The organism is Pseudomonas sp. B6002 (genome assembly GCF_013385985.1).
Lineage (GTDB): Bacteria > Pseudomonadota > Gammaproteobacteria > Pseudomonadales > Pseudomonadaceae > Aquipseudomonas.
Genome location: NZ_JACAOY010000006.1, coordinates 23,533 through 44,793, shown reverse-complemented (window position 1 = coordinate 44,793; position 21,261 = coordinate 23,533). Strand labels below are relative to the sequence as shown.

The window sequence follows — 21,261 nt, the reverse complement described above, 5'->3', positions numbered from 1 at the left end:
TGTCAGGTGTAGACGGGCCAGGTGTCGACGATCTTGCCGCCACGTACCGCGAGTAAATCACCGAACTGCAGCAGCACGAACTCACTCTGGGTGGGCCGCAGGAACACCTGGTCCTCGACATTCAAACCCACCGACGGCGAGCCGTTGACCATCTCCTGGTTCGAACTGCGCCCATACAGGTCATTGCTTTGCAGCCCCTGGGGCGATTCGAATTCGGCCATCCAGTTGCCGCCATAGATAAAAAACGTGCTGCGCTGGTTCGGGTCCCACCACGAGAACACCCGCGACTTGCCGTCCAGTGCCGGGATGTTCACCGGCCCGGTGCTTTTTAATACCGGCGTGGCAATAAACGCGGCGGGCACATGCTCGCTGAGGGACGCCAGGTCGTAATGGGTAGGCTTGAGCAACGCCGTGCCCACCGACACTTCCGTGCTCAAGCGCTCCTGCTCATGAATGCGATAGCTCGGGCTGCCGGCGGTGTTCAAGGTCAGCCCTTCCCTCCACAGCCCGGCCACGTGCTGGCGGGTGAAGTCGACATAGCCGTTGTAGCGTTGCATCACCTGCTCGAACAATGCCTGGGGCGAACCGAGAATCCCCGGCACGCCCATGCCCACGAACGGGTCGTAGCCCATGAAACCGGCGAACGCCAGGTACTGCGGGTGGGCGCCGATCAGCGTGAGCATCTGCCCCAGCACGGCGTTATCGCTGATGCCGCCACGGTGCAGCCCCACGTCCAGCTCGATATTGACCTGCAAGCGCGTACCCAGGCCCTGCGCCAACTCCAGGTATTGCTGCAGACGCTGCGGCGTATCCAGCAACCACTGCAATTGCCGCGCAGGGTCGAACGTGCCCCTGTGGGTTTGATAAAACAGCTCGGCCGACCGCACCGGCAGCGGCTTGCCGATCAGGATATCGGCCTCGGGAAACACTTGGGCGTCATGGTTCAAGAAAGGCTGATGAAACGACATCAAGCGCTGCGTTCCCGCGCGTTTGGCGATGTACGCCAACAGCCCCGGCGACGGCAAAGACTTCTCCACCAGCCGCAGGTGCTTGCCGCCGCGCTTCACCGACTGCATCACCACGTCGATGTTGTGGTCCAGGCGGTCGAGGTCGATCAGCATCACCGGGCGCATCGGCCCGTGGGCCTTGAGTTCGGCATTGAGGGTGCGGAAATACTCGTTGTAAGGCCCGCCACGATCGCTCGGGCGCAGCAGCCAGGCGCCGGCTGCCAGCACGGCGGCGCTGCCCAATACAAAATGTCGGCGCTTCATCAGGCCACTCCCAGGATGGATGACAGGTGTGCATTGAGGAATTTGCCGCTGGGGTCCAGCTCGCGGCGTACCCGGGTAAATTCGTCCCAGCGCGGGTACAGCGGCTGCAAGGTGCGGGCGTTGAGGGTGTGCAACTTGCCCCAGTGCGGACGCCCGGCGTACTTCCAGAAAATCGGCTCCACGGCGGCAAAGAAGTTGTGATGGTCCATCGCGTAGTGCTGGTGCACGGAGATCGAGCAGCTGTCGCGGCCTTCGAACATGCTCAAGGGGATATTGTCGGCCTTGACGTAGCGGTACTCGATGGGAAACCAGGTGCGCAGGTCCTTGTCGTTGATCAGCTTGAGGATCTCTCGCAGGCACGCCGGGCCATGTTCAGCGGGCACCGAGTACTCCATTTCGTTGAAACGCACATTGCGCACATTGGCGTACACCTGGAACGACTCGGCCACCCGGTCCTGGAAACTGGCAAAAAACCGCAGGCTGTTGAGCAAGGTGCGGCGCGTGTCGGGGAAGTCACTGGCGTACTTGTCGAGCTTCTCGATGATGGTCACAAACTCATTGCCACCCGCCTCGGCCGGATCGATGGGCGGGGTCTCGGGGTCGGTGGTTTCGTTGAGCGCGATGGACAAGGCGTAGTCGGAATGGGTGACCACCAGCATCTCCCAGTGCTGGTTTTCCCGGGTGTTCTTGTCGACGTCTTCCAGCAGTTCTTCGGTCTTGGCGATCCACTGGCGCTCGCGCAGCCGGTACGGCGCGCGGTTCTGCGAGCGGATCCGGGTGGCCACGCCCAGGGCACCGAGGGACACCCGGGCCGCACTGAATACCTCGGGGTGATGCTCGGCATCGCAATCAAGCACTTCGCCCTGGGCCGTCACCAGTTGCATGCCGGTGACGCAGCCGGAATACGAGGTGAAGCCCACGCCTGTGCCATGGGTGGAGGTGGAAATCGCCCCGGCCAGGGTCTGGTAATCGATATCGGCCATATTCGGCAGCGCCTGCCCCACCGCCTTGAGCGCCGGCCCCATGCGCGACATCGGCGTACCGGCCGCGAAAGTAGCCTGCAACGTGGCGGGGTCATGCTCGAGCAGCCCGTTGAAATAGCTCAGGGACAACAGCGTGCCGTCGGTTGGCACTAGCGCGCTGAACGAATGGGCCGAGCCCACTGGCCGAATGGTGCCCGGCGCCTGGCGTATCACCTGCACCAGTTCATCCAGGTCCTTCGGCGCCAGGCGCGCCAAGGGCAGGCAGGTCTGCGCCCCCGACCAGTTGCGCCACGGAATCAGCCGTGGCGCACGCGCCAATTGGGCCAGCACCGGGTTGCTGGTCAGCGCCAGAAAGGCGCCGGCAGCCGCCGACCGTTGCAAGAGTTGCCGCCGTGAAAGCGTCATCCACCACCCCTTCTTATTGTTGGATTTGAGTACCGGACATAAAGCTGATCAGCGCCAGGAACTGCTCTTCGGAACACTGCATGCACAGGCCCATCGGCGGCATGCCGTTGTAGCCGTTGATGCTGTGGTCCAGCAGGGTGTCCGCGCCCTGGGCCACGCGCGGGCTCCAGGCGCTGCGGTCGCCAGTCAGCGGCGCACCGGACGCCGGGTTGGCGTGGCACAGCTTGCAACTGGTGTCGTAGACCTGGGCCAGCGCCGGGTCGGCGGGCATGGCGGTGGCAGCGGAGGCGCTATCAGGGCGGGGTTTGGGTTTATCGTCACAGGCCGTCAGCAGGCCGAGCAGAGCCAACAGTAATGCGATGCGGCGCATGGCCACCCTCTCTTCTTATACGGTGGAAAGTGCAGTCCACACTAAGGCAGCCGTCTCGCGGCGTTGAGGGTTTTGGGGGACACAAAGGGGGGCTTGGGCGGCCAGCCACCCTGCCCCGCATTGGGCGGTCAGGCCTGCAGCAGGCCTTCGAGGGCGGTGCGCAGCGCAGGCAGTTGCGCCACACGCAGGCCAAAGGTGCTGCCGAGCAACGCCAGCAGTTCATCGGCACTGTCGAGGGTGCGCTTTTCGCTGGGCTGGTCGAGGGAGTGGACCGCGTAGTTCGTGTTGTTCAAGGTATAGCGTTTGCCCGGCGCCAGCAGCGCGGCTTTCAACTGGCCCACGAACGTCGAGCCCGGGTGCGTGGAGACGTACCAGTTGCCGATTTCATAGTCGATAGCCACCTGCTCTTGCAGGTCGAACACATACAGGCCACGCCACTCCTCGGCGACCTGGGCCCACAGCGTGTACTGCCCCTCATGGTGCGTCAGGCGATAGGGCTCGTGGGCGGTGGCTTGCGGCGCTTCGGTGTTCAGGCGTAGCGGGCTGCTGGGCACCATGCCGCCAAAGCCGACGTCGGTGACATAGCGCACCCCGTCCAGGGTCACCAGGCTCAGGCGATGGGTACGCCCGGTGCGCACGTCCGCCGGCCCGCCCATCACCACCCAACCGGTAATGCCCCGCGCCTCGAAGCCCAGTTCCTGCAGCAGCGCCAGGAACATCTGGTTCAGCTCATAGCAATAGCCACCGCGCCCATCGAACAGCACTTTCTGCTCGACACTGGCCAGGTCGATCGGCACCGGCAGGTGCATCAAGGTCGACAGGCTCTCGAACGCAAAGGTACACACGTGACGCAGTTGCAGCGCCTGCAAGGTCTGCAGGGTCGGCGGTGGCGGCGCGTCATAACCCAGGCGCTGCAGGTAGCGCTGGCTGTGGGTCAGGTGGGGCATGGCACATTCCTTGGGCACGTGGCAGAGGCGTCACTATGCCGCGCCAGCGTGCACCTTGTCATTTTGAATGAACCTTTTGCGACGCCAACCTATCCATCTATAACAAGACAGGGAGGCAACATGAGTTCCGCAAAAATCTACACCATCCATTATCAGTTGCACGGTCAACCGAAGTCCTTTGTGGTACGCGCCGAAGTGATGAACAACGCCGAGGCCTGGCACTGGGCAGCGGTGGACGCCGACATCGCCCACGTCAGCCGCGTGGGGCGTGTGGGGCATGAGCAGGTCAAGAAAACCACACGGCCTTGGGCGGAAAAGTTCGGGATTACCGAGGTGACGTGGGTTGCGCCGAAGTGAAAGGAAAAGCCCCGCCTTATAAGGCGGGTTTTTTGCGGGTTATTTGCCTTTTTCAAAGGTGACGGGCTATAAAATCAACGATTCGACAGCTACCTGAACGCTGACATCTAGAATGCCCACCAAACCCTCCCCCCAAGCCTCCCGCGCCGAGTACACACGCCGCATCAACCGTGTGCTCAACCACATCGACGCGCACCTCGATCAACCGTTGGATGGCACGCACCTGGCGGACATCGCCAATTTCTCGCGCTTCCACTTTCATCGCATCTTCGCCGCCTGGATGGGCGAAACCCTGGGCAGTTATGCGCAACGGCGACGGCTGGAGAAAGCAGCCTTTCGGTTGTCTTGCGGCACCCCGGAAACCGTACTGGAAACCGCATTGGCCACCGGCTTCCAATCCGGTGAAGCCTTTGCGCGGGCCTTCAAGCTCAAGTTCGGCTGCACGCCTTCGGCCTGGCGCGCCACCACGCTTGAGCGGCTCAAAGCCCAGGCCGCGGCGATTGGGCTACCGCCTGGCAGCCAGCAGAGCAATCCTGATCAGGTCTTCGGCAATCCACATCAGGCAGGCGAACGCGAGTTCGGCGAATCTGACGGCTCTTATCGGCCAGCGGATGACTTTGCCATGGATGTACGCATCATCGATTTACCTAAAGCACGTGTCGCGTACCAACGTTTGATCGGCCCCTACGGGCCTGCCATCGGCGAGTTCTGGCGCGGGGTCATGGCGCCGTGGATGCATTCCCATGGCCTCAGCGATCAAACCTGCTACGGCATAGGCTATGACGACCCGTCGCTCACCCCCGCGAACAAGTGCCGCTATGACGCGTGCGTCGAAGTACCGGCGCGGTTTGTCGCCAGCGGCCAGGCCGATACCCAGACGCTGCCGGGCGGCCGGTATGCCGTGGCGCGCTTCAAGGGCAAACCGGAACAGATCGCCCACGCCTGGATGTGGCTGACGCGAGAATGGATGCCGTCCAGCGGGCTGCAATGCGACGACCGGCCATGCTTCGAGATGTTTTCGGCGCCTACGGTGATTGATCCTCGGACCGGGGAATTCAACTGCGAGATCTGTATTCCGGTGCGGGCGTTGTAGTGCCCATCTTCGAAGTTGCGAGTATCAGTGCCAATCCCTTAAGCAGTGCATACATTGTCGTGCACGCCAGGTTCTCAGTTGCCCACCGCAGAATGAACAGAAGGCAACCTTTTGCACGCAACGAAACCTCATCCGATGGTGGAAGTACTCCCACACAATGACGGGATCAATGTGTTCCCGTCGCACTATCTCATCGACTACAGCCTGGTCACCCAAGTCATGGAAAACCCCTATAGTTGATAGCGTTTCAATCGAAGGGCAATAAGCGGTTATCCGTTCGCCGCAGCGATTACAGACGCGGTGGGTAGGTAGGGAAGTCATAAGGTCATCCGTGGGCTTAGACTCGGAACAGTATCCTGAGCTCGCATCACTGGAAACAGGAACGCTACGATGGATGACCTCAACCTCGCCCTTAGCAACTCTTCTCAGTGAGTGGAATTGGCCGTCAGTTATTTTTTAATCTGCTCCCCAAGTAAAAGATCACTTGGCCGATACCCGTAGACGATTAAACCAGGTGATGTCGTATGCGTGATCTACCCTGCCCGTGCTGCGGTTTCGAGACATTGGAGCGCGAGTACGGCTCGTACACTATTTGCCCCCTCTGTGGCTGGGAAGACGATGGTGTCCAGTTAGCTAATCCAACGTCAGACGGAGGCGCAAATTCGATGTCCCTCGCTGCCGCTCAGATGAGCCTCTTAAACAAATACCCAAGGTCTGTTCAGCATGCAGGGGGATTACGACGAGGGGTCGAATGGCGACCGTTAGACGTCAATGATATTGAAGCTGCGAACGCACGTAAGACCATCAAGCACTGGCACTCCATCGCGATTCGCTGGGAAGCAGAAGCCTATTGGACTGTAGCTGGAACGACCGGCGTCAAGGTTTGAATTGACGAGACCAACCGTTTTTTCCGAGTATGGCCGGAAGCGGATTCGTTATTGATCGAACGTTGCCATCGAAGACACGGCATCAGATTCGACTCCACTTCTTTCTAGACACTGAGAACAGCCACATGGGCGCCCCCATCATCATCGGTGACAGCTATAACCTTTGGATCAGCAATGCCCTGAAGGATGCTTTTTGCGACGTGCTGACCCGTGTCGCAACACTGGAGGGCCACGACATCATGGCCATTTACGAGGACGCTCCAGGGGTGGCGGGCACCTATGGCGTGAGCGGTGTGGGTATTTATCTCGATGAATTTTATCGCTACCTCGGCGGGTTCTCGGGGGTACGGCGCCACATCGATATTTGCCGGGCGCGCTTGCACGAGGTCGCCGAGGCCTGCAAATTGACGCCGTCGGGTACGAAGCGGATGGCGCACATACTGGCGTGGGTGGCCTACCACATGGATGGCAACCCGGTCTCTGAAGGCTGCTTTGTCTATGAAGATTGGCCGCCGGACGCCGCATACGCCCCCAGCAATTGCGCCACCTCCTGATAACACCGCGCCAACTCCCCTGCCCCCAGCAACCGCAACCCCTGTGCCGTGCGTCGAGCCTGAACCGCGTTCATTCCAGGCTCAAACGCATGCCTGGAGAGCCGACGAATACCCCGCTGCGCACACCGCGCAACCGGTGTGTCCGGCGCCAGTTCCCGTGTCCTGGCATACACCCGGCCCAAGCTGCGGCTCAGTTGCAACGACAACGCGCCCACCGCGTCACGCTCGCCCCCCGGCAAGGCCTGCAACGACACCATCCGATGCTGTTGCCTGGCCTGCCATTTCAACAGGTCCATCCGCGCGCCATCACGCAGTAACCGCCCGGTACTTGTGTGCAGCGCCCGTTTCAGCGCACGCACCTGGGCGGCGGGGTTTCTGGGCAGGATCTGGAAAGCCAGCATGCAGATCGCCAGCGCCACGGGCCAGGCGAGGGCCTGGTTGGCGAAGTCGGTAAAGTCGTAGTGGGCGGTGCCACCGGTGCCGACCAGCGTGTTGAAGGCGATCAGGTAGGCAATGGCCTGCAAGGCATGACGCGGCTGGGTGGTGGCCTGTATTCCCCACACCCAGAAGGCGATCAGCACCACCGCCAGCAACGCGAAGCCGCTGATGTGCGGCAGCAGCAGAAACTTGCACGCGGCCGCCGCCACGATGCCGTAAATCGTGCCCCTGAACAGACCGGCAAGGCCCCGGGTAGGCGCCGGACTGGTCGCCAGCAAGGTGCAGGACGGGCCCAGCACCGCAAGCAACGTTGGCCCCTGGTCCCACGCCGTGAAGTACCAGACGGCAGCGGTTGCCAGAGTCGCGACCAGGGCGCGCAGGCCGTTGAGCAAGGCGTCGCCGTAGTGCCGGTGGAAGCCGACCGCACGGGCCGGCGCCGGAGTGTCGTGTTCGAGGCAGGCGAAGTTCTGCAAGGCATTGGAAAGGTCCGCCAGCGGATCGCTCAGCTGTATCGACTCTTCATCAAGGCCCTCTTGCAACGCCCTGACCCGCGCGGCGGTCGTGGAAAAATCCGCATCGGTTTCAGCCAGCTTTTGCAGGGCCTCAGCCACGCCCACGACCGGCTGGCTGACCGACAGGTGTTGCAGGGCCACGGCCTGCAGATACGCCAGCCCCGCCTGCAGTGTCGACAACCGGGAACGGATCAACACGGATTCGCCTCGACCGATGCCCAGCAGGTCATCCACCTTGGCGATGTCGAGGGCGAGTTGGCGCCGTTCGGCAGCGGCTACACCCTCCCCCTTGAACTGGCTAGCCAGCAACCGCAGTGCTCGCGAAGAAACGTCCTTGAGCATAGGGCCCAGACGCCGCTCGACCGTCTTACGCCCAAACAAGGAAGCCACCAGGCTCAGGCTCAACACGCCCAGCACCACCGCCGTGCCCCGCGTGACCAGATGATCAAAGCCTTGCTGCGGCGCGACGATGGCCGGGCCCAGCGCCAGGCACACCGTGTACCCCGCCACCACCGCCGCCGTGGCGTGGTAGTGCCGCAGCAGGGTCATGCCCGCGACACACAGCCCCAGCCACACGCCGATGCCGAGGATGAACAGCAACATTTTCTGCGCGAACAACCCCAGCAAAATCACCGCCACCAGGAGCCCCAGCGCAGTGCCCACCACCCGCATGAAGCCCTTGCCGATCACCGCGCCCTGGAGCGGATGGATCAGCAACAACACCGTCGACACCGCCGAGAACGGCGAGTCCAGGTGCAATTGAAAACCCAGCCACAACGCCAACGTCGCCGCCATCACACTGCGCGCCACGTAGCCCCAGGTGGCCTGGGTCCACGGCCGAGGCAGTGCGGCCCATAGCCGCCCCACGTACCCGGCCATCACATGAACGCCTGCAGCCAGCGCGACAGCCGCCAATGCGGCGCGCTCCCGGGCTCGGTCACTTCGATACTGGCCGTCATCCCGGCCGCCAGCTCCACGCCCTCGGGTACCGCGTCCAACTCAATGCGCACCGGCACGCGTTGCGCCAAGCGTATCCAACTGAACGTCGGCGCCACCTGGGGCAGGCCGCTGTCGCTGCGCAACTCGTTACCGTCGGCAATGCCCCGGCCGATGCTCGCCACATGCCCTTCCAGCAACGGCGCAAAGCCCATCAACTTGATCGAGGCCGGCGCGCCCACCCACACGCCCGGCAGCTTGGTCTCTTCGAAGTATCCGGTGACCCAGAAACTGTGGCCGTCGACCACATAGATATTGGTGCTGCCCGCCACCGCGTAATCCCCCGGTTGCAGGCGAAGTTGCGTGACGTAGCCGTCCACCGGCGAACGAATCGTCGTGCGCGCCAGGTCCAGCTCGGCCTGGGCCAACTGGCTCTGCGCCGCGTCCACCCGCGCCTTGGCCACGGCCAGGTCCTGGGCGGCGTTGTCGGTTTCTTCCCGCGCAATCGCATCGCCCAACTGAGTGCGACGCCGGAACTGCGCCGTGCGCTGCGCCAACACACTGCGCGCCTCGGCCAGCTCGGCCATGCGCTGCTGCTGGGCCAACAGGTAGGCACGCTGATCGATCTGATACAGCAACGCGCCCTTGGCTACCCACTGGTTGTCGCCCACCAGCAACCGCTCGACCTGGCCGGACACCTCGGGCGCAATCCGCAATACCTGCGCGCTGACCCGCCCGTCCCGCGTCCAGGGCGCCAGCACATAGGCGCGCCACAACTGCGTGCAAAACAGCAAGGCAACCAGCCCCAGCACCAGCGTCACCAGGATTTTCAACGTGTTGTTGAGCCTCATCGCGTCGCCCTCACAGCTTCAGCACTAGGGTGGAAAGCACAATCAGCGAGACAAAAAACCGCGTGAGGCTGGGGTGCCAGGTCCAGTCCAGCCACCGGCGCATGAGCCGTTCCAGCACCGCATACATCAACGCCGCAGCGCCCACATAAAGCAGAAACGGCGGCAAGTAGAGGTTGGCAAACGTGATTTCGCTGAGCATTGCAGAAGTCTCACCATCGGCCTTCACCTTGAAGGCCCTGCTGCCATGGTAGGCAGTGCCCGGGTGTGCCGATATTGAGTATGCTGCCAACTTATAATCAAATTCAGACACCTGAGTGCCGCGTAATGGACGAGACAACCCTCTACACCGTGGGCCAGTTTGAACTCGATGATTTCACGCAACCCGCCGTCGCAGTGATGCTCGGCACCCAGCGCAACAACGCCGAATACGCCGTACACACCCATCGCAAAGGCCAACTGGTAGTGGCCTGCCACGGCGGCATCGTGTGCACTGTGGAAGACGGCGTGTGGATGGTGCCCACCGGTTTCGGCGTATGGATCCCCGCTGGCGTCGCCCACAGCAACCGCATCACCGCCAACGGCAAAGTCGGCTTCCTGTTCATCGAACCCGGCGCCGCCACCCTCCCGGAAAAATGCTGCACCCTGGTGCTGTCCCCCCTCATCCTCGAACTGATCCTGCACCTGAGCACCCTGCCCCAGGACTACCCCCCCGAAAGCCCCACCGCCCGCCTGGCGGGTGTGCTGATCGAACAAATGGAGCAGGCGCCCTCGGAACAGCTGTACCTGCCCCTACCCGCCTCGACTCAGTTGCGAACCATTGCCCGCCAACTGGCCCAGGCGCCGGATAATCGCAGCAACATGGCGGAGTGGGCTAAGCAAGTGGCGATGAGCGAACGGTCGCTGGCGCGGTTGGTTAAACGCGAAACGGGGCTGACGTTTGGACAGTGGAGAAAGCAGTGGCAGATTATCGTGGCGTTGCAGAGCTTGGCCGAGGGGGAGTCGGTGCAGCGGACGGCGGAGGCGTTGGGGTATGAGTCGGTGAGTTCGTTTATCAGTATGTTTAGGAAGACGTTGGGGGCTTCGCCGGGGAGGTATGTGCGGGGGGTTGGGGGGATTAATCTGGGTAAGCGGTTTGGTGGGTACAGTTAGGTGGCGGGTTGAGAGTGCCGGGGGGAATGACTGCTTTCGGCCACAAGCGGGCATTCGTGTTTTCACGCATGGCCCGACAACGGTTACTTTGCACATTGCTATTCAATGGCACATACCGGCCACATGGCCACGGTCGACCAAGTAGGCTGCGGGATTACCTCCCCTTTCGGAGCTGTTTCGTAACCGTCCGGGCAATACATCCGTCGTTCGTTATTTGAGCTTCCTGATCAAGGTAGCCACCATCAATTCCAGGGTCCTAGTGGAAGCATCAACCCTTTCGTTCAAGGCCGTGATGACAGGGCTCACGTTCCGTATGTAACTGGCTAAAAAGAGCGCATCGATTGACTCAAGCGCATGAATGACTACCGATTCCTCTTTCGCTTCAAGCAGCCTTAACAGTATCTGCAACGCGTGTACATCATTGCAATCGGTGAGCGATTCGGCACATCGGCGCAGCCACACATCAGGCTTCACGACAATGGCGGATTCAAGTTCGCACCAGTCAGACGCGGTGAATTCAGAGACCTGAGCACCGGCAACATCAATGCCTTCATCCGACCAGTAGTCTTCAGAGTCGCATGAATGCAGAAACAACTCATATTCTTTGAACATCGCTCACCTATCAGAACTTTGAATGCGTCCGGCAAAGTCATCTAGCATAAGTTTGCTGCCTAGGCGAAACCTCAGGAACTCAGTCCCAAAAATGCACAACTAATGTTATGACAGGCCGTTAAGGGTTGGTAGCGGTCGCTTGTTAGCGTCCGTTCTTGGCTGGAAGCGGTCATTCGTTAGCGGCAGCTATCAGCCAAATACAGTCGCTCACGATCGTTTTACACCTTGTCACGCGCTTGGAATCAGGGAAATCCAAGTTACCGGAACCGGATTTTTTGGATTGGTTCTATCAAAGCCAAATTTGATTTCATAAACCTTCCGGCTTCCAAATGAAAGTGAGGCCTGGACGTACCTTTTTTATTAAGAATTTGTCCCGCATTAATGCCCTCTACAGCGAAAACTTGCACGCCGGGTGGAGCAGTCCAAGCCGGGCCTCCCGCATCTTGAACTACAAAACCATGGGAAACTTCTACTTCAAACTCATGCAAACCTGGCGGGACGTAAAGTGAACCAAAGAACCCAATCGACAAGGTATAGGTGCTTTTTTGATCGACCGCATGAATTAACATGAGTCCGCCAGGAACCTGAGTCGGATGAACCAACGACGAGTGTTCTGGTGTTGTTATTCCATCGATCAAGACTGTCTTAGGCTCCGCGTAATTTGCGCAACCGCCGGTTAACAGAACAGCAGCCAGTATCATTGCTTTGGCATCGCCCACTGTTCGGACTATAACATTAACGGCTTCCATGCTGTTGAACCTCTTTTGTTGGATGGCGTAAGGCTACTACACGTCCAGTCTTAACGCCTCTTACTTTACTAACCGGATGCTCCTGCTTTTACACGGTATGATCAGCGTCAGCTAGTAGCCGATTGCCGCCCTTCTCGACAGGCAGCTATGGGTCGAAAGCAGTCTCTCACCTCAGCCATTCGTGATGTGTAAGCCACCCACCTACATCCGATGATGCTCCACCAAAAAATCCACAAACAACCGCACCCGCGCTGGCATCGTGGCCCCCCCCCACAAACACCGCATGAATTGGTTCCCGGTCGCCGGGGTTGCAGGCTTGCAATAGCGGTACCAGCTGGCCACGGCGCAGGTCCTCGCTGACCGTGAACTCGCCGATACGCGCAATTCCGGCGCCCAATCGCGCAAGCTGGGCCAACGCTTCCCCACTGCTGCATTCGATGTTGCCGCTGACCTTGAGGGAAAACTCCTTGCCGTCGCGCGTAAACGGCCAGTTGGGTTCAGCGCGACGGAAGTTGAAGCGAAGGCAGTTGTGCCGTAGCAGGTCTTGCGGCTCCTGCGGGATACCGTGGCGCTGCAGGTACTCCGGCGATGCCACCACCACCTGGCCGGTGTCGCCGATCCTGCGTGCGGTCAGCGGGCTGTCGGGCAGGTAGCCAAAACGTATCGCCACGTCGGCCTGGCCGCTGAGGATGTCGACCACTTCGTCGCCCAGGGTGAGGTCGACGACGATGTTCGGGTAGCGCTCGCTGAAGGCCGCCACCAACGGAACGATGGACATACGCCCATGGCCAAGGGCGGCACTGACCCGCAATCGCCCCCGGGGTACGCCTTGGTCTGCGATGGCTTCTTCGACTTCATCCATGTCGGCCAGGATGCGCCGCGCGCCGCGCAGAAACGCTTCGCCCTCGGCGGTGAAGGTGATCGCCCGCGTGGTGCGCAACAGCAGCCGAGTGCCGAGGCGCAGTTCGGCACGCGCGATGATCCGACTGACCGCCGAGGGCGTGAGCCCTAATACACGAGCAGCCGCCGACAGGCTGCCTTCTTGCGCCACGGTGGCGAACACAAACATTTCACCTGATCGGCCGTTGAAGTCCACTTGTGCCCCTTACGCAAAGGTGATTACCAAAAACACTATCTACCGCCCTAAAAGGCTAGATCGTAGCATTGGCGGCATAGATAAGGAGCCTTTCATGCGTATCAACCCACCCCTTGTTGCACTCGCTATAGGTGCCTTTGGCATCGGCGTGACCGAGTTCGCCCCCATGGGCATGTTGCCGGGCATTGCTGCTGACCTCGGCGTTTCGATTCCCGCTGCGGGCCTGCTGGTAAGCGCCTACGCCCTCGGCGTGCTGCTTGGCGCGCCGCTGATGACCCTGACCACAGGCAAAATCCCCCGGCGCTATCTGCTGATAGGCCTCATGGCGATTTTCACCCTCGGCAACCTGATGTCCGCCCTGGCGACCGACTACTACAGCCTGATGATCGCCAGAGTGGTGACCTCACTGAACCACGGCGCATTCTTTGGCGTCGGCTCCATCGTCGCCGCTAGCGTGGTCACTCCGGAAAAGCGTGCCGGCGCGGTGGCGGCCATGTTCATGGGCCTGACCCTCGCGACCATTGGCGGAGTGCCGCTGGCCGCCTGGTTTGGCGAACTGTTCGGCTGGCGCACCGCCTTCTGGGGCATTACCGGCCTCGGCGTGGTGGCCATGGCCGCGCTGTGGTTCGCCCTCCCAGACCTCAAGGCACCGCCAAGCGTGGGTGTAATGGCCGAAATCCGCGTGCTGTGCCGTGGCCCGGTACTGGGCGCGCTGGCCCTTACCGTCGTCGGCTCCGGCGCGATGTTCACCGTCTTCACCTACATCGCCCCCATCCTCAGCAGCGAGACCCACGCCTCCACCGCCTTCATCACCGCCATGCTAGTGCTGTTCGGTGTAGGGCTGACACTTGGCAACCTCTGGGGTGGCAAAGCCGCCGACCGCTCCATAGACAGCACCCTGATCGTCTCGCTGAGCGTGCTGATCCTGGTCCTGCTGGCGTTCACCGTCCTCATGCGCTGGCCACTGCCGGCCGCCGTCGCCATCCTGATCTGGGGCATCGCCAGCTTCGCATTGGTGCCGCCGCTGCAGATGCGGGTTATGGAAGCGGCCAAGGACGCGCCTAACCTGGCTTCGGCGGTGAATATTGGGGCGTTTAATTTTGGGAACGCGATTGGAGCGGCGTTGGGAGGCGCGGTGATTAATGCGGGGTTGGGGTATCCGGCGATTTCGCTAGCGGGGGCGGCGATGGCTGGGTTGGGCTTGTTGATGGTGTTGGGGGTTGTTTGGCGGTCGAGGGCTGTCGAGGCGGTGGGGCTGTGAGGAGGGGTTGAGGGGGCTGCTGGTCGCCACTTTGGCGGCTAACGGCCAAAAGCGGACAGTTATGCTGGGTTAGCAACCCTTCCTTGTAGCTTGATGGCGTCTACGAAACTAGGGGCGATTTAAAGCACGTCGTTTTTCAGCAACCATCTGCATGTTTTGCGCCGTAGGTTGCTTGGTCCACAGTGTATTTTTCTCCAGCACTCGAGGAAAGTTGCTTAATGAGGCCTTTGCACGAGAAGCCCATCATATTGAGATACTGCTTCGCAGACCTCACCGCCTGCTGGTTCCAGTCAATGTTCATGCTGTCCACTGCTATCGTAGCGTCAGAAACGTCGAAACCCTCTCCAGCATCAGATGAAAGCTGATGAATAAGCCCATTCCGTGAGAAGCCCGTCATGCTGAGATACTGCTTCGCTGATCTGACTGCATTACTTTGAGGTCCAGTCAAATCTCCAGCCCATGAGGGGGCAGCAGCAAAAAAAGTGACAGCCAATATTACTTTCAAAAAATTCATCGGAATATCTCCAGAACCCGTGCAGCGCCTCTAACGGCCTTAAAATTCTTGTCTTACGGCTCAACTTTACATGACACGTCCCTTTGAGGAGGCTGAGCGAATTTCCTCGGCTTTCACCTAGTCAATCAGTGCCTGCAGCTGCGGCGATAGGCCAAGAATCACGTTTATTGCGAGAGTCATTTTTTCCTTGATTACTGAGCTACCGGACGACGTTTAACTCAACAGATTCGTGGCTAACTAGACAAGCCGCCTTCTTGTCGACGCCACTTACTTTTAAGTCATAGGTTAGACGTACTGAGCCGTTTGAAGCTTCGTAAAAGCCTTGGTTGGCAATTGTAGCGCCGGGCAGTTTTTCAGCCAATTGGCCTGCACAAAGAGGTTCAGCATACCCACGGGAAACCGGCTCACTCGTAGCCGGCGTGCCCATCTCGATCTGTGTCCGAGTATAGAAGGTGTTGTAAAGCTGGCCGCTTCTCACTTCTTTGCACTGTACATAAAACTTCGGGTCCGCTGGGTCAGAGTCGGTATCGGGCATTGCATACTCAACTGAGGAGCACTTCTCCTGCCTGCGGTGCATTTCAACCAGCGGAGCGAGCAGCGGTTGCCACTTAGCAAACTTGTCCAGTTTCTTACAACCTTCCCCGCAGCCGCCGATCTTTTCGGGAATGGCACCAGGTGTGATCGGTGCAAGGTGAAGTACAGCTGCTGGCTTGGATTCCTGACCACAGCCGGCCAAGAGCACGGTGACGCTTAAAACGATGAGATATTTCAATGCGGAGTTTCCTTTTTCCGTCAATTAGTATTTTCGAGGCTTCGCTTTGCTGAGTTGACGCAATCGCCGTATCCGCTAGCGTCCTCGCTGTCATCGTAAACTTCATCGCAGATCTGCTTCGCTTGCTGCGTCGAGGATGCTGTATGTGCCGGTGGATTGCAGGCTGAAGTATTCGCCGCAATTATCGCGGCAATAATCAAACCTAAAGCTATCAGCGTATGACGGGTTCCATGCTTCGGTTTCCTCGAACAGTTTGTCAGTCGTTGTCCTTGCCTACCGTCACTCCATCCACTGTCAGGGTCAGGAAAACAGGCCAAGTCGAGCCGTTCTTGATATCCCACACATAAAAGTGCTTGCCAGGAGTGCCCATGATTTGTGAGTTGTCCTCGACCCGGCGTCTCGACTGCTCATCCAGCGCGATTACCTGGACGGCGTAACACGGACGGCCGGTATCTAAGTCATACGGACCAGCCTGTCGCCGAAATCGAGAGCCGGGGGGCAGAGTGATTTTGTGCTCGTTTTCGTCACTGCTCATGATCTTTTACTCGAACTCGTTGCTGCATTGATAAAGCGTTCATAAGTCCCCGGTCCTTGATGCCTCAAGCTAGGCCCAAGCAAGCTTCTGACGGGAAGTGGCAATCGGCCATGAGCTGCCATTCGTTAGGGCAGTTGTAGGCGCCCGCTGATCAAGCCTTGACTGGACCTTTAGCTTAATTCCTTAGATTAATATCGATTCAATGAATCACGGAAAGTTTACACCGCCCACTTCCAAGTCGAGGTGTACGTCCAAATTTTCATATCTTCCCAATACTCCTTCACCCACATGCTTTGACCGTTAGTGTATTTTAATTCGTCTGCCAACTTTTCATAGACGCTTTCTGTGATCCGGGTCGGCTTGTCAGCAAGGCTTGTGAGTTTCGCTGCATAATTTGCGGCTCGACCTACCCAAACCAAATCGTTGTCACCACGAACTCCAATCCGAGCAGTTCTAAGTTGACTGGTATCGATGCCAACAACGTGCTTCAAGACAAAATTCGTGGTGTAAGCTTTAGCTAAAGCAGGTCTGATGATATCTATTACTGCGGCGTTGATTTTCAACGCGCATCGCGCAGCAGATGTGTTTTTGGAGCCCCCAGTAAAGACTGCCATGACGCGATCCCCGTCATATGCAGTGATTACACCTCCTTCATTTTTTATGATGTCGGATGCGCATTTAAGGAATGTCTTATAAATTTCCGCACTGAATTCCCACTTGTATGTGCTCACCATATCTGTGGACCCATCTAAGTCTGCGTAAAGAACAGTCGCAGAACTCAGATCTTTCGCATGATTTGAGTTCAGGCGCAAATCTTCGGGGTTCGGCACACCCGTCGTATCGTGAACCTCCCACGTACTCGTGAACGTTTCTCCAACCCATTTTTTCAGGTCATCCGCCAATGCCATTAATCATCCCTAATTGTTTGGTCCAAGCCGAAGAATGTGGTCTCGGAGCTGGTTACAAGCAGGCCCCATCAACGCAGCCGTGTCACCACTAGTCGCATACCGATAAATGATTGTCATAATGCCGGAGAGATCGCTAGGAAGTTTGACATCGAGATCACGTGGTTCCATCAGAATCGCACGCTCTTTGCCAAGTCTTCCCATGAACAGGCCAAGCTCAAACACAACGTTGTCACGTGGAACGGGCCACTGTTGACCCCGGCATGCAGCGATGTCATCAGCATGCGCGATGGCTACCGCGAAGTCGGAGTCATCAACAGCATCCAATAGGCTTTGCAATGGATAGTTCGTGGCCCGGAAAACCCCATCCGTCCAGATGGTAGTAATAAAATCGTCGTGACCGAAAGCGGTCTGAATCGCTCTTGCGACGCCAAGCGATTCAGCTGAAGAAATGATGAAAATCTTGATTCGCTCACGCACCGCCCCAACATGCGCGTTGCGTTGATAAAGTCGCTTTGAGAGCTCTCGGGCGATGCAGCGATAGACCTCGGGGTAACGTTGCCCTGCTTCAGCAAAATGCATTTCCGCGACTCGAGCGACAACGCTCGTTTCCGTGGCGACGACTGTCGCTGATCTGGGTTGAGACGGCTCTATTGCGGCCATCTCGCCAACATGATCACTGGAAAACCGGCGACCAACACGACGCTTATTAACGACGACGTCAAAAGCCCCGGTCAAAATCAAATACAAGTCATTGTCCGATCCACCTTGCTCAATCAAGACATCGCCAACCGCTACCTCAAGAAGCTCCACATTATCGGCAAAATACTCCGCGAGTTCACGGTTTCCGGAAATCATTCGCTGTGAAAGAAGGGCATCGACCGTAAGCCTACGGCCTGACTCACCTTGAAATCGCTCTAACATCCTGTCTCCTGCTTCGGGCTGAGGCTTGTGTGGTGCAGCACCTGATGTGGCGTCTGCTCTGGGGTGAATCAGTTCAGTATATCGATTAATAAATTTTTTCTGGTCAAGCACAAATTGTGCTCTGAGTGAGTATTTCTGATACACCGTCACGTTCAAATATCTTGAGCAAGCAGCATTATAATATGAACTGTCATAATTACCGCTGAAACGCTAATTTTTAGTGGTTTGTTGCTGCTTTGACCATTGAAAATCATCAGTTATTAGATAAATCTCACTAACACAAAGACAGAGACTTCCGAAAATAGTCGAAAGCTGGCGGTCGTGAATGGTAGCTTCTGGCCGCTTGCTGCACCTCAGGATAGGCAGCAATCGGCCCGTAGCGGACGTTAGTCGCTCGATGGATAATCCGACGAGCTACTTATGACTTTGAGCGGAGAAACCCATGGAGCTTCATGAGCAGTTGGATCAGGTCAAGGACGCCAATACCTTTCTGGCTTTTGCCCACGCCCTGGCGGAAGACAAATCGAATGGTGACTGGGAAAACGGGACGATAGAAGCCTTCGTGGACGGAGCTATTGCATGGGCCGAGGCCAGTAATTTTGGCGTCGATCAAGGGCTTCAAGCCTGCAATCCTTGGCGGCAGTTCGCTAATTTTTTGTACTGCTGAAAAATCTACGAGTAAACACGTGAAGTGTTTATTCGCTTTAAGCGTTGCGTCTACCGGGTAGCGGAACGGGCTCGGCTCCACCTCACGATCGACCGATTCTGGTCGGTCACTGCCAATTGTCACTGGCTGCGTTGGGTCGTTTTCAGGCGGTCGCGACAGGCAGTAATCGGCCAGAAGCGGACAGTCTAACTGGGACTAGGCTGGTGTCCCTGAGGCTCGAAAGCATCTATGAAACTCGGAGCGATTCAATTCGCTCGCCCTTCTTAGCCTTTGACAACGCAAAATAGTTTAGCTATGTAAAGATCGATGGTCGTTACCTCGCCGTTTTTCAGAGGGTGCAAACGCCCCTATAGGTAAATATCGAGCTCGTTAGAGAAAAAAGGCGAGCTCTCTAGCGATTTTATCTTCTCTACCCTATATTTACGTAGCGCACTCTGCGACGCAAAAAATGACGATTATTAAAGGGTGTTTACGTGGCGAAAATAAAAAGTTTCACCATCAAAAGATTCAAGGGAATTGAAAGCGTCAGTATCGATATCGCCAATAAGTCGAATAGCCCAGTAATAACACTGATAGGCCTTAATGAAAGTGGAAAAACAACTGTTTTAGAGGCTCTTTCATTGTTCGTTACTGGCGACAAGTCTGTCGCTAGTATTTTTGACGGCCAATTCGCAGCAAGCTCTGCTATTCGTCTTATCCCTATGCACCTCAAAGCTGCATTCTCAGACGCGGTTGAAATTCAAGCCGACATCGAAGTCCATGAGCAAGATATCCAAGAGCTTATTGATCTTGCAAAGAAGAACTCCTTGATTCTTGACGAAAAATCAATAAAAAGAAACTTCACACTAGTTAAGAAGTTTTATTTTGAGGATAGCGCTCTTAAGCGGACTATAAATGAATGGGCAATAAGCTTCACAGTTAAAAAGCCTAGAGGAAAACAAAATATCAAGCTCGACAGGCCAGATCAAAAGGTCAATGATATTGATTTTTGGTTGATTGCAATCAATCATCTTTCCACAAAGATCGAGCGAGTATCTTACTTCCCAACTTTTTTAGTGGACATGCCTGCGAGAATCTATCTTGAAGAGTATGAGGGCGAAACGGCAATCAATAGGCACTATCGATTCGCCTTTCAAGACATACTTGACAGTTCGCAAGCTGGCATAGACATAGGGAAACATGTTTGCGATAGAATTAGAGAGTTCAAGGCAAAGCAGAACAACCAAAACTGGCTCTCAATGCTTTTTGGTAGCCCTAGCAAAGGGCTAATAGATTCTGTGTTTCAGAAAATATCAAGCACTATAACAAGAGAAGTCTTAGGTAGCTGGCAAAGAATATTTCAGCGATCAATATCAGCTAATAGCATCACGGTTGACTGGGGAATTGACTCCCAAAAAAATGATGTGCCCTATGCAACCTTCCAAGTTTCTGATGGGGAATCTAGATTCTCAATTAATGAAAGGTCTCTCGGATTCAGGTGGTTCTTTTCCTTCTTGTTATTCACCGCATTCAAAAATACGAGCGACAGGAAAACTATCTTCATCTTCGATGAGCCCGCAGCTAACTTGCACGCTAAGGCACAGGCAGAACTTCTGAAAAGTTTCTCGCGAATTGCCTCTAATGGAAATCGAATAATTTACTCTACTCACAGTCATCACATGATCAATCCACAATGGTTAGGCTCAGCTTATATTGTTGAAAATTCCGCTCTGGATTATGACAAGCCCGACAATTTTGGGCTAGATACGAAGCCTACCACGATATCAGCAATTCCTTACCGCAGATTCGTATCAGATTTTCCCTCTAGATCAAGTTACTTTCAACCAGTCATCGAAAGGTTAGAGTATGTCCCTCCAGAGTTGATTGGGGCGGGTCCGTATCTAATTGTAGAGGGAATATCTGACTACTACGCTCTGGAATTGGCGCGCAAAGTATTAAAAAAGCAAATTAATTTTAGCATTATGCCTGGCGTGGGGTCCGGGGCTTCAGACCCAGTCATAAGTCAGCTCATGGGGCAGGCACAAAAGTTTTTTATTCTCTTAGACGATGATAAGGAAGGTATAAAAGCCGCCAAACGTTATAAGGATGAATGGTTTCTGACGGGAGAGCGTGTTGCTACGATAGCGTCTGTTGATGCCAGCTTTTCGAATATGGCTTTGGAAAAGTTACTAACCAACATCGACTTTGAAATTATAAAAAATGAGCTAGGTATTGCATCAAAGCCGACAAAGAAACAAATAGGATGGTATTTGGCTGAGGCATGCGGTACGCCGTCACCAGATACCAAAAAACTATCTCCTGAGACGCTATCTAAATTAGAACTAATACTTGATTATATGCAGACCACCTTTGATGCCCAGCCCCCGTTTTACTAAAGGATAAACTAGCAGTATGACCAGCTTTCGATTTCAGCCAGCGCGTACTAGAGTGCGTGGCTTAATCGCCACAGTTTAGCAGATGATTTGAAGGTCTG

22 protein-coding genes and 1 pseudogene are annotated in these 21,261 nt (G+C 56.9%); 8 read left to right on the top strand and 15 right to left on the bottom strand.

Annotated features, from left to right (window positions below; genetic code table 11):
- Nucleotides 1–2 precede the first annotated feature (2 nt).
- The 4 genes from HX792_RS07370 to HX792_RS07355 form a co-directional block, all read right to left on the bottom strand.
- Nucleotides 3–1,211 (bottom strand): DSD1 family PLP-dependent enzyme, encoded by a 1,209-nt coding sequence (locus tag HX792_RS07370; RefSeq protein WP_176996157.1) that lies wholly within the window; start codon nt 1,209–1,211, stop codon nt 3–5.
- A 59-nt stretch (nt 1,212–1,270) separates the two neighbouring features.
- Complete coding sequence (locus tag HX792_RS07365; RefSeq protein WP_176996156.1) at nt 1,271–2,599, bottom strand: D-arabinono-1,4-lactone oxidase; 1,329 nt, start codon at nt 2,597–2,599, stop codon at nt 1,271–1,273.
- 73 nt (nt 2,600–2,672) lie between these two features.
- Nucleotides 2,673–3,029, bottom strand: coding sequence for a cytochrome c5 family protein (locus HX792_RS07360; protein WP_176995453.1), 357 nt, complete (start codon nt 3,027–3,029; stop codon nt 2,673–2,675).
- 128 nt (nt 3,030–3,157) lie between these two features.
- Entirely contained in the window at nt 3,158–3,976 is an 819-nt protein-coding gene (locus tag HX792_RS07355) for an arylamine N-acetyltransferase (protein ID WP_176995452.1), read from the bottom strand.
- 120 nt (nt 3,977–4,096) lie between these two features.
- On the opposite strand from HX792_RS07355, the gene HX792_RS07350 reads away from it, so the two are divergent.
- The 4 genes from HX792_RS07350 (at nt 4,097) to HX792_RS07335 (ending at nt 6,867) form a co-directional block, all read left to right on the top strand.
- Nucleotides 4,097–4,333, top strand: coding sequence for a DUF6555 family protein (locus HX792_RS07350; RefSeq protein ID WP_176995451.1), 237 nt, complete (start codon nt 4,097–4,099; stop codon nt 4,331–4,333).
- 112 nt (nt 4,334–4,445) lie between these two features.
- The gene (locus HX792_RS07345; RefSeq protein ID WP_176995450.1) at nt 4,446–5,426 is read left to right on the top strand and encodes a GyrI-like domain-containing protein; all 981 of its coding nucleotides are present in this window, start codon (nt 4,446–4,448) and stop codon (nt 5,424–5,426) included.
- A gap of 524 nt (nt 5,427–5,950) precedes the next feature.
- Nucleotides 5,951–6,313, top strand: coding sequence for a CPCC family cysteine-rich protein (locus tag HX792_RS07340; RefSeq protein WP_176995449.1), 363 nt, complete (start codon nt 5,951–5,953; stop codon nt 6,311–6,313).
- A gap of 125 nt (nt 6,314–6,438) precedes the next feature.
- Nucleotides 6,439–6,867, top strand: a complete 429-nt coding sequence (locus HX792_RS07335; RefSeq protein ID WP_176995448.1) for a hypothetical protein — start codon at nt 6,439–6,441, stop codon at nt 6,865–6,867.
- Here the strand turns inward: HX792_RS07335 and HX792_RS07330 are convergent.
- Genes HX792_RS07330 through HX792_RS07320 form a run of 3 tightly spaced genes read right to left on the bottom strand, consistent with a single transcriptional unit; the run spans nt 6,810 to nt 9,803 of the window.
- Nucleotides 6,810–8,696, bottom strand: coding sequence for an FUSC family protein (locus tag HX792_RS07330; RefSeq protein ID WP_176995447.1), 1,887 nt, complete (start codon nt 8,694–8,696; stop codon nt 6,810–6,812). The two genes, HX792_RS07335 and HX792_RS07330, sit on opposite strands and share 58 nt — an antisense overlap.
- On the bottom strand, nt 8,696–9,604 hold the full coding sequence (locus HX792_RS07325) for an HlyD family secretion protein (protein ID WP_176995446.1): 909 nt from the start codon (nt 9,602–9,604) through the stop codon (nt 8,696–8,698). Before HX792_RS07325 ends, HX792_RS07330 begins: the two co-directional genes overlap by 1 nt.
- Before the next feature lie 10 nt (nt 9,605–9,614).
- Complete coding sequence (locus HX792_RS07320) at nt 9,615–9,803, bottom strand: DUF1656 domain-containing protein (protein WP_176995445.1); 189 nt, start codon at nt 9,801–9,803, stop codon at nt 9,615–9,617.
- Between the two features lie 125 nt (nt 9,804–9,928).
- On the opposite strand from HX792_RS07320, the gene HX792_RS07315 reads away from it, so the two are divergent.
- The gene (locus HX792_RS07315; protein ID WP_176995444.1) at nt 9,929–10,753 is read left to right on the top strand and encodes a helix-turn-helix domain-containing protein; all 825 of its coding nucleotides are present in this window, start codon (nt 9,929–9,931) and stop codon (nt 10,751–10,753) included.
- 210 nt (nt 10,754–10,963) lie between these two features.
- On the opposite strand, the gene HX792_RS07310 is transcribed toward HX792_RS07315, so the two are convergent.
- From HX792_RS07310 to HX792_RS07300, 3 genes and pseudogenes are all read right to left on the bottom strand, one after another.
- On the bottom strand, nt 10,964–11,365 hold the full coding sequence (locus tag HX792_RS07310) for a HEAT repeat domain-containing protein (RefSeq protein WP_176995443.1): 402 nt from the start codon (nt 11,363–11,365) through the stop codon (nt 10,964–10,966).
- A 257-nt stretch (nt 11,366–11,622) separates the two neighbouring features.
- The gene (locus HX792_RS07305) at nt 11,623–12,114 is read right to left on the bottom strand and encodes a hypothetical protein (RefSeq protein WP_176995442.1); all 492 of its coding nucleotides are present in this window, start codon (nt 12,112–12,114) and stop codon (nt 11,623–11,625) included.
- A gap of 201 nt (nt 12,115–12,315) precedes the next feature.
- A pseudogene (locus tag HX792_RS07300) lies at nt 12,316–13,210 on the bottom strand (LysR substrate-binding domain-containing protein).
- A gap of 94 nt (nt 13,211–13,304) precedes the next feature.
- On the opposite strand from HX792_RS07300, the gene HX792_RS07295 reads away from it, so the two are divergent.
- Nucleotides 13,305–14,471, top strand: coding sequence for an MFS transporter (locus HX792_RS07295; RefSeq protein ID WP_176995441.1), 1,167 nt, complete (start codon nt 13,305–13,307; stop codon nt 14,469–14,471).
- A gap of 136 nt (nt 14,472–14,607) precedes the next feature.
- Here the strand turns inward: HX792_RS07295 and HX792_RS07290 are convergent, their stop codons facing one another.
- From HX792_RS07290 to HX792_RS07270, 5 genes are all read right to left on the bottom strand, one after another.
- Nucleotides 14,608–14,985 carry an Ltp family lipoprotein gene (locus HX792_RS07290; RefSeq protein ID WP_176995440.1) on the bottom strand — a complete coding sequence of 126 codons (378 nt, stop codon included), beginning with the start codon at nt 14,983–14,985 and terminating at the stop codon, nt 14,608–14,610.
- Between the two features lie 199 nt (nt 14,986–15,184).
- The gene (locus HX792_RS07285) at nt 15,185–15,757 is read right to left on the bottom strand and encodes a hypothetical protein (RefSeq protein ID WP_176995439.1); all 573 of its coding nucleotides are present in this window, start codon (nt 15,755–15,757) and stop codon (nt 15,185–15,187) included.
- Between the two features lie 256 nt (nt 15,758–16,013).
- Nucleotides 16,014–16,292, bottom strand: coding sequence for a hypothetical protein (locus tag HX792_RS07280; RefSeq protein WP_176995438.1), 279 nt, complete (start codon nt 16,290–16,292; stop codon nt 16,014–16,016).
- 218 nt (nt 16,293–16,510) lie between these two features.
- Nucleotides 16,511–17,200, bottom strand: coding sequence for a Pycsar phage resistance system uridylate cyclase PycC (pycC, locus tag HX792_RS07275; RefSeq protein WP_176995437.1), 690 nt, complete (start codon nt 17,198–17,200; stop codon nt 16,511–16,513).
- A gap of 9 nt (nt 17,201–17,209) precedes the next feature.
- Nucleotides 17,210–18,271 carry a TIR domain-containing protein gene (locus HX792_RS07270; protein ID WP_218172595.1) on the bottom strand — a complete coding sequence of 354 codons (1,062 nt, stop codon included), beginning with the start codon at nt 18,269–18,271 and terminating at the stop codon, nt 17,210–17,212.
- A gap of 292 nt (nt 18,272–18,563) precedes the next feature.
- Between HX792_RS07270 and HX792_RS07265 the strand changes: the two genes are divergently transcribed.
- A complete protein-coding gene (locus tag HX792_RS07265; protein WP_176995436.1) occupies nt 18,564–18,788 on the top strand; it encodes a hypothetical protein in 225 nt (74 codons plus the stop codon).
- Nucleotides 18,789–19,261: 473 nt separating this feature from the next.
- Nucleotides 19,262–21,163 (top strand): AAA family ATPase, encoded by a 1,902-nt coding sequence (locus tag HX792_RS07260; protein ID WP_176995435.1) that lies wholly within the window; start codon nt 19,262–19,264, stop codon nt 21,161–21,163.
- Nucleotides 21,164–21,261 lie beyond the last annotated feature (98 nt).